At 66.4% G+C, this 8,355-nt stretch carries 8 protein-coding genes; 4 read left to right on the plus strand and 4 right to left on the minus strand.

Annotated features, from left to right (window positions below; genetic code table 11):
* Positions 1-17: 17 nt before the first annotated feature.
* Positions 18-2,015: a DUF6600 domain-containing protein gene (locus VHB27_RS00280; RefSeq protein ID WP_325596481.1), complete on the minus strand. Its 1,998-nt coding sequence runs from the start codon at positions 2,013-2,015 to the stop codon at positions 18-20.
* 258 nt (positions 2,016-2,273) lie between these two features.
* Here VHB27_RS00280 and VHB27_RS00285 point away from each other — a divergent pair, with 258 nt between their 5' ends.
* Complete coding sequence (locus VHB27_RS00285; protein ID WP_325596483.1) at positions 2,274-2,516, plus strand: hypothetical protein; 243 nt, start codon at positions 2,274-2,276, stop codon at positions 2,514-2,516.
* Here VHB27_RS00285 and VHB27_RS00290 read toward each other — a convergent pair whose 3' ends face one another.
* Entirely contained in the window at positions 2,517-3,686 is a 1,170-nt protein-coding gene (locus VHB27_RS00290; protein ID WP_325596485.1) for a M20 family metallopeptidase, read from the minus strand.
* A 189-nt stretch (positions 3,687-3,875) separates the two neighbouring features.
* Here VHB27_RS00290 and VHB27_RS00295 point away from each other — a divergent pair, with 189 nt between their 5' ends.
* Together VHB27_RS00295 and VHB27_RS00300 are read left to right on the plus strand one after the other, a co-directional pair.
* Positions 3,876-4,790: a carbohydrate ABC transporter permease gene (locus VHB27_RS00295; protein ID WP_325596487.1), complete on the plus strand. Its 915-nt coding sequence runs from the start codon at positions 3,876-3,878 to the stop codon at positions 4,788-4,790.
* Positions 4,787-5,620, plus strand: a complete 834-nt coding sequence (locus tag VHB27_RS00300; RefSeq protein WP_325596489.1) for a carbohydrate ABC transporter permease — start codon at positions 4,787-4,789, stop codon at positions 5,618-5,620. Before VHB27_RS00295 ends, VHB27_RS00300 begins: the two co-directional genes overlap by 4 nt.
* A gap of 70 nt (positions 5,621-5,690) precedes the next feature.
* Here VHB27_RS00300 and VHB27_RS00305 read toward each other — a convergent pair whose 3' ends face one another.
* Positions 5,691-6,068: a MarR family transcriptional regulator gene (locus VHB27_RS00305; RefSeq protein WP_325596496.1), complete on the minus strand. Its 378-nt coding sequence runs from the start codon at positions 6,066-6,068 to the stop codon at positions 5,691-5,693.
* Positions 6,069-6,215: 147 nt separating this feature from the next.
* Positions 6,216-7,616 carry a leucyl aminopeptidase family protein gene (locus tag VHB27_RS00310; protein WP_325596492.1) on the minus strand — a complete coding sequence of 467 codons (1,401 nt, stop codon included), beginning with the start codon at positions 7,614-7,616 and terminating at the stop codon, positions 6,216-6,218.
* Positions 7,617-7,801: 185 nt separating this feature from the next.
* Between VHB27_RS00310 and VHB27_RS00315 the strand changes: the two genes are divergently transcribed.
* On the plus strand, positions 7,802-8,355 hold a 554-nt coding region (locus VHB27_RS00315), incomplete at its 3' end, for a phosphonate degradation HD-domain oxygenase (protein ID WP_325596494.1).

Raw genomic sequence — 8,355 nt, forward strand, 5'->3', positions numbered from 1 at the left:
ATGGCAGGGCCGTGTGGCTACTTCTCCCCTGGTCGTGTTTCGGGACCTCCGCCGGGCGGAGGCGCGGCGTGCTGCTGCGGCGGTGGGCTGAAATGCTGCTGCGGCGGCGGGGTGAAGTGCTGCTGCGGCGGCGGGTTGAAGTGTTGCTGCGGCGGCGGGTTGAAGTGTTGCTGCGGCGGTGGGTTGAAATGCTGCTGCGGCGGCGGGGCGTGTTGCACCGGCGCCTGGACGCGCGGAGCCTCATGCTGCACGGGGGCCTGGACATGCGGCTGCACCATCTCATGCGGCGGCGCGGCGACATGTGGCTGGACCGCCGGGGGCATCGCGTGCGGTTCGGCTGGACGGGTTTCCGGAACGTTCGGACGCGCCTCGCCCGGACGGTTGGGGATGACTGCGTTCGGATGCATGGCCGGCGCCCCCGGATGAGGGCCGGCGGCGTTGACCGGTGCTCCCGGACGGATGTTAGGCGCTGGCTCATGCTGCCCCGGCAGCGGTGTCCGTGGCGCGAAGGCGCCGCGCAGATTGGGGGCGGGGCCCCCGGCCACGGGCCGGATCGCCGGGCCGGGCGCGGCGGGCCTGACGCCGCCCGGCGCGGCGATGTTCAGCCGTCGCGCGACCGTTGGGGTCACGCCAAGCGTGCCGGCGGTCGGCCGGATCGGCTGGCGCCCGAACACCGGCCTCGCCTGGGCGATCTGTTGGGGCGTGAACGGCCGCGCGATCGGGGCGACGGGACGCGACGCGGCCATCGCCGATGCCGGGATCGCCGTCATGGCGCGGCGGTTGACGAAGTTGTTGACCGTCACGTTGCGGATGTTCGTGATGTTGTTGATGTTGGTAACGTTCCGCACGTTGACTTCGCGGAAATAGCGGTTCGACGCATGGTACCACGGACGGTACGGCTCATGCGGCCCCAGCGGGACCCACCCGACCGAGCCGCTGGCCAGCGCCGCGCCGATGGCCACGCCCGCGCCCAGGCCGATGAACGCCACCAGCGCCGGTGCGTAGACCGGCGGCTGCTGCACCACGACCGGGCCGGGCGTCCAGGCCCAGCGGTCGTCGATCTCCACCCAGCGTCCGTAATGGAAGGGCGCGAAGCCCCACGGCGCATCATCGACCCAGGTCCAGCCCCACGGCTCGACATAGGCCCAATGCCCGTTCCGGTAAGGCACCCAACCCGGATCGACCGGCGGATACCAGACCTGGCCGTATTCCGGCACATCGGACCATGACCCGACCGACGACAGGTCCTGACCGCCGGGCATGGCGGTGATCGTCTCGGCGACCTGCGGCGGCAGGCGGGACGGCGGCGGCCGGACGGCACCCAGCATCTCCGTCACGAACGGGTCGCGCTGAGCGGGCACGATGACGCCTTGGAACGTGTCGGTGCCCGTCAGGCTGGCCGCCTGGTTCGGCCCGACGGTCAGCGTCAGGTCGGTGCTTTCCACACTCGCCGACCCGGCGAAGACGGTGACCAGCGTCGGGTCGTCGGTCGTGCCCACGACGATGCCGTACTGGCCGTTGCCGTTCAGGTGCACGAGGCCGCGCGGCGTCTGGATGGTCCAGCTCTCGTTCGGCCCGACGTTGCGCATGTCCAGGAAGATCTCGCCGCGCGCCGCGACGCCCTGCAGGCCAGTCTGGTCCAGGCTATAGACGTTGAATTCGGTGGCGCCGGACATCGCGACCACGCTGTCGCTGATCTCCATCCGCATGCGCCCGTTCGGCTCGGTCCAGAACGTGTTGCCGGAGCTGACCGGGAAGTTGACGCTGAGCGGACTCCATTGCGTATCGCCCTGGTCATGGAACGAGGCGGTGCCGGCGATCTGGGCGATGCGGCCGACGCGCGCGGGCGGATCCGGCTGGTTCTGGTCGGCCGGCGGGGTCGCGTCGAACTGCGCCGAGGGCAGGGGCGGGGGCGCCGGTTGAGCACGCGATGCCACTGGCAGGCACGCCTCGGCCAACAGAGCGCCGATCGCGACACTGGTGCACAACCGGAAAAGGCTTGGGTTCCAACGCATTGTTCGAATCCGCGATTGATCTTTGTTCAGAGTGAACGGGAGGACGGTGGCAAAACCAAGTCAACCAGATGGCCGTCCGGCGATGGCGCGCGCTGCAAGGGCGGGCCAGATCGGCGGGATACCGTGGGGTTAGGCGGCGTTCGTCGCATCCCGAAACGTCACAACCGCGCGATGGCCGGTGCTGCCACGCCGCCGCCGCGATCCGAACGCTAAACCGCCACGCGCCCTGCCCATCTCATGGACCAAGGAGGTCCCACGATGACCAAGACCAAGCGCGCTCGGACAGGATTGGCCCTGACGGCCCTGTTGTTGACCGGCCTGCTAGGCGGATGCGTGGCGTATCCGGCCTATCCGGAATACGGTTATGGCTACGGCTACCCCGGCCCCTATTACGGCAGTGGCGTTGTCGTCGCCGGCGGCGGCGGGTGGTGGCATGGCGGTGGCTGGCACGAGGGCGGCTGGCATGGCGGCGGCTGGCGTGGAGGCTGGCACCACTGGTGATCAGAGGCTGGTCCCGTCCAGCCGCAGGATCGCCCGCGCGCAGGCCTGGGCGCGCGGCACCAGGGTGTCGATGCGCAGGAATTCCTCAGGGGTGTGCGCCTTGCCGCCGACAGGCCCCACGGCGCAGATCGTCGGCGTGCCGACGCCGGCGGTGAAACCCGAATCCGCGCAGCCGCCGGTGAACTCCCCGTCCGTGCGGAACCCGGACGCGGCGGCGGCGGAGACATAGAGTTCGAACAGTTTCCGCGCCGCCGGCGTCTGGGTCAGCGGCAGGAACTCGCCGCGCACCGTCAGTTGCGCCTGGGTGCCGGGGACGTAGCTGCGCTCGATGATCGCGTTGATGCGCGCCATGATGTCGTCCTTGTCGGCCGGCTCGACATAGCGCAGGTCGATCTGCCCCTCGGCCCAGGGCGCAACGGTGTTGACGCTTTGCCCGCCGCTGACCAGGCCGACATTCAGCGTGATGCCGCGGTCGAGGTCGGTCAGCGCGTGGATCGCCTGGACCTTGCGTGCCAACTCCTCGATCGCGCTGATGCCCTCGGCGAAATTGCCGCCCGAGTGAGCGGCCTTGCCGGTGATCCGGAACTGCATGAACACGCCGCCCTTGCGGCCGGTGACGACGTTGCCGGACACACGCCCCGGTTCGCTGTTGAAGACGACCCGAGCACGGCGGGCCTCGGCTTCGATGACGGCGCGGCCCTCGGGGGAGCCGATTTCCTCATCGCCGGTGAAGAGGCCGACCAGCGGGGCCGGTGCACCGCCGAACTTCGCGAAGGCGGCGAGGATGAAGCAGTTCATCGTCAGCCCCGCCTTCATATCGGCGACTCCGGGGCCGTAGGCGATGCCGTCGCGGATCGCGAACGGCCGGCGTTCGGCCTCGCCGTCCGGGAAGACGGTGTCGCGGTGACCCATCAGCATGATGGCGCCGCCGGCATTGCCTGCCTGCTGGCCGGGAATCGAGGCGCGCAGACAGTCGCCATGACGCTGCTGCGCAATGGTCTCGACGGTCAGGCCGTGGCTTTCCAGGAAGCGCCGGATGACCGCACCGACCGCATCGATGCCGGGCTTGTTGTAGCTGCCGCTGTCGATATCCACCATTTCGCGAAGCAGGGCGGTCATCGCTTCCTGCTGGGTGGCGAGCCATGCGGTGATATCGGCCTCGGTGGTCATGCGAAGAACTCCATCCTGGGCAGGCGTGCCCGACAGGCGTCGTTCTAGCAGGAACGCCGCGGCTCCGAGAATCGCGAAAAAGGCTGGCCGGTGCATAGGGGCTGGACACGGACCCGTGTTGCCACGAGAACCACGCATCGGTCCGTAACGAGGCCGTGACAAATCGGGAACGTCCAACGAAATGGTGTCATGAGCACGTCCATCGCCTCCCGTCCGCCCGCGATGCCCATCGCGGCCGGGCAGAAATCATACGCCCGCCATTACTGGATGTTCGCGGTTCCGGCCGCGATCGTCGTGGCGGCCGTCATCGTCTTTCCCTGGCTGTTCACCTTGTTCATGTCGGTGCACGACTGGAAGGTGTCGGGCGCCACGCCGTTCGTGGGGCTGGCCAACTACACGAAGATGCTGACCGACGACCGGTTCCTGTGGGCGATCGTCCGCACGCTGGTGTTCACCGCCGCCTCGGTCGTCGCACCGGTCATCCTGGGCGTCTGGGCCGCGGTCTGTTTCGCCGCGGAGTTCCGCGGCCGCGGCATCGCCCGCACGATCTTCGTGCTGCCGATGATGGCGACGCCGGTCGCCATCTCTTTGGTCTGGACCATGATGTTCCACCCGCAACTGGGCGTGTTGAACTACCTGCTGGGACTGGTCGGCCTGCCGCCGTCATCCTGGGTCTATGACAGCAACACCGTCATCCCGACGCTGGTGATGGTAGAGACGTGGCAATGGACACCGTTGGTGATGCTGATCGTCCTGGGCGGCATCGCCAGCCTGCCGCAGGACCCGTACGAGGCGGCGATCCTGGACGGCGCGACCGCCTGGCAGATGTTCCGCCACATCACCTTGCCGCTGGCCTGGCCGTTCATCGTCGTCGCCGCGGTGATCCGGGTGATCGACGCGCTGAAGGCATTCGATACGATCTACGTGATCACGCTGGGCGGTCCCGGCACCTCCAGCGAAACGTTGAACATCCTGCTCTATCAGACCGCTTTCGCGTATTACGATCTGGGATACGGGTCCGCCATGGTTGTCGTGTTCTTCGTGCTGATCCTGCTGATCAGCATGGTGCTGCTGCATGTCCGCCAGAAGCAGGTGCTGCAATGAGGCGCGGTCGCTTCGGCCGCACCATGGGCCGAGTTGGGCTGTATGCCTCGGTCCTGGTACTGATCATGCCGGCGGTGACGTTCTTCCTGTGGATGCTGTCGCTGGCGTTCAAGAACGAGGCGGACAACACGGCCTATCCGCCGGTGTTCATCCCGAATCCGCCGACGCTCGCTAATTTTGTCGACGTCTTCCAAAAGAACGATTTCCTTACTTATACGATAAATTCGGTCATCGTTTCATTCGGTGCGACTGGCCTCGCGCTTCTGCTCGGCGTTCCTGCCGGGTACGGCATCGCCAAGGCGAAGGCCAGCAAGGCGGCGGTCCTGATCCTGATCGCCCGGGTCACGCCGGGGCTGTCGTATTTGATCCCGTTATTCCTGCTATTTCAGTGGCTGGGGTTGATCGGTACCTTGACGCCGCTTGTAATCACGCATCTCGTGATCACCGTGCCGATCGTGGTATGGATCATGATCGGCTTTTTCGAAGGCCTTCCGGCGGAGCTGGAAGAGGCTGCGTTGGTCGATGGCGCGAATATCTGGCAGGCGTTCCGCCATGTCGCGATGCCGCTTGCGCGCCCCGGCATCACCGTTGCGATGATCCTGGCATTTATTTTCAGTTGGAACAATTTCATCTTTGGCGTCGTGCTGGCCGGGCGCACGACACGGACGCTGCCTGTCGCGGTCTATAACGTGCTGACGTTCGAACAGATCAGTTGGGGACCGCTGGCGGCCGCGGCGCTTGTGGTGACGGCGCCGGTGCTTCTGCTGACGCTGCTGATGCAGAAGGAGATCGTGGCCGGGCTGACGGCGGGCGGTGTTAAAGGTGGGTAATGTTCCGGGCAAAAAGAAAGCGCGGCGTGCCGCGCTTTCTTACAAAGCCTTCATGAACGGCGATTGCGGTTCAGGCCGCCGCCCTCTTGGACGACTTCTTGCCCATGCCCGAGGCATCCAACATGATGCCGCGCAGATCGCGCAGGAAAGCGGAACCCTTGGTCGTGCGCTGCACCAGCACGCTGCGGCGATCCATCGGATCGACCTTGCGGCGCGCGAGATCGAGCTCGGTCAGACGATCGAGCGCGCGCGTGATCGCGGGCTTCGATACGTTCAGTTCGGCGGCGAGACCACGCACCGTGTGGCCACCTTCATGCAGGTAGCAGGTCAAAAAGACACCTAGCTGGCGAGCGGAAAGATCAGCGCCATCCCGGCGCACCAGCGCGACGATCGTATCGCGGAGGAGGCCGACCTGGGCATCAGAAACCGGGTTTGGGGGAGATGCCACGTCTTTGTCCTTTTCATGAGGATGCCCACCGGAATGGATGGACACCACGAATTCGTTATGTAGTCAAAACGCGAAAACCCGTCAACCTTATTACGGTTAACGATTTGTAAGCAACGTCACGGGATCGTGACCGTAAGGTAGCCACCATCAAGCGCTGGTGGATATTTCTTTCAGCAATGCAAGGATCGCGCGCATCGCCATCGCTTCGCCACCTTCCGGCCGTCCCGAACGTGATGTGTCATTCCATGCGTAAAGATCAAGGTGCATCCAAGGGATGCCAGGCTTGATGAAACGTTGCAGATACAGCGCCGCCGTCACCGCACCGGCCATCGGCTTCGAGGAGACGTTGTTCAAATCGGCGACCGAGCTCTTGAGCCAGTCGTCGTAGCCCGACCATAGCGGCAGCCGCCACACCGGATCATGAACGACCAGACCAAGCCGCTGTAATGAATCGGCCATGACATCGTCGTTGCTGAACAGCGCGGGAAGATCAGGACCCAGCGCGACCCGGGCCGCGCCTGTCAGAGTCGCGCAGTCGATCACCAGGTTCGGCGCTTCCTCGCAGGCTTCGTGCAGCAGGTCGCACAGCACGAGCCGGCCTTCCGCATCGGTATTGCCGACTTCAACCGTCAGGCCGGAGCGCGTGCGCAGCACGTCCGATGGCCGCATCGCCGACCCCGAAACGGAGTTCTCGACGCAGCCGACACGAACCGCGAGCCGTATCGGCAGGTCCGCTTCCATCACCGCGCGCGCAACGCCCAGTACCGTCGCCGCTCCGCCCATGTCTTTTTTCATGCGCAACATGCCGGCGGACGGTTTCAGATCGTATCCGCCGGTATCAAAACAGACACCTTTACCGCATAACGAAACGAACGGCGCGGACTCGCCCGCCCGGCTGCCGCGCCAATGGAAGGTCACGACCCGTGGCGGCCGGGCGGAACCGGCGCCAACGGCGGCCACGGTGGGGTATTGCCGTTCCAATTCCGCACCCGCGGCCAGCGTGCAGCCTGCGCCAAAGCGTTGCGCAAGCGATACGGCGAAATCGGCGAGCTCGACCGGACCGAGAAGATTCGGTGGCGTATTGACCAGGTCGCGCACCATCCATACGGCCTGGGCCTGCCGTACGCTGGCCGCATGCGCCTGCGGCACCACCAGCGTCGCGCCGTGCCGCTCCCTCGCGCGGAAGCGGCCGAAATGATAGGCGCCGAGGCAAAACCCCAGATACGCCATCGCGGGGTCGTAGTCGCCCGGCTCCAGCCGCCACGGGCCGGTGGCGGGCAGTTGTGCGTGCAGGCGGCCGAAGGCGAACGGCGAGGAGTCGGCGCCAAGGCCCAGCACCGCCGCCGCCACCCCCTCGGCGCCCGGCAGCAGGACGAACTCTCCGGACTTCGCAGCGAAGCGGCTGTCGCGCAGATAGGCGCCCTGCATGGCCGGCAGGCGGTCCAGCAGCGCGTCCAGCCCGTCGGGCCGCACGGCGTGGACCGGGCGGGCGCCGTCCTCGGCCTCGGTGATGCAGTCGATTGTCTGGTCCAATGTCTGGTCCAACATGGGGCGATCCTGTCCTGGTTCCGTCGTTCCCGGCGGATAATGGCCCTCTCGATCCCGTCGTCCAACCGGGTTCGGTCGCGGGACCGAATGTCACACGATTGCAATACGTCGTTCCGAGCGGAAGGATGCGTCCCGGGATGGATTGGTCTATGTCCAGGGCCGCCACGGCACGAAGGACCCCTGTCATGACGGAAGATCCCCTCGCGATGATCGCCGACCTGATCGACGGCAAGGGCGAGAAGCGCTACGGACTCAGCAGCGTCAACCAGCGGGCGCATGCGCTGCAGGCGGCCCTGCTGGCGGAACGGTCCGGCTGCGATTCGGCCCTGATCGCAGCGTCCCTTTTGCATGATATCGGCCACATGGTGCACGACCTGGGCGAGGACCCGGCGGCCGAGGGGGTCGATGACCGGCATGAAGCGCTGGGCGGAGAGTTCCTGGCGCGCTGGTTCGGGCCGGCGGTCACCGAACCGGTCCGCCTGCACGTCGCCGCCAAGCGCTATCTATGCGCGACGGAACCCGACTATTTCGGCCGACTCAGCCCCGACAGCGTGCGCAGCCTGGAATTGCAGGGCGGCCCGATGTCGGAGCAGGAGGTCGCCGAATTCCGGATGATCCCGGAACACGAAGCCGCGGTGAAGCTGCGCCGCTTCGATGAAGGCGCCAAGGTCAAAGGCTTGGACGTGCCGTCGGTCGAGCACTTCCTGCCGCATGTGAAGGCCTGCCTGCACCCCGCCGC

The organism is Rhodopila sp. (assembly GCF_035548235.1).
Classification (GTDB): domain Bacteria; phylum Pseudomonadota; class Alphaproteobacteria; order Acetobacterales; family Acetobacteraceae; genus Rhodopila.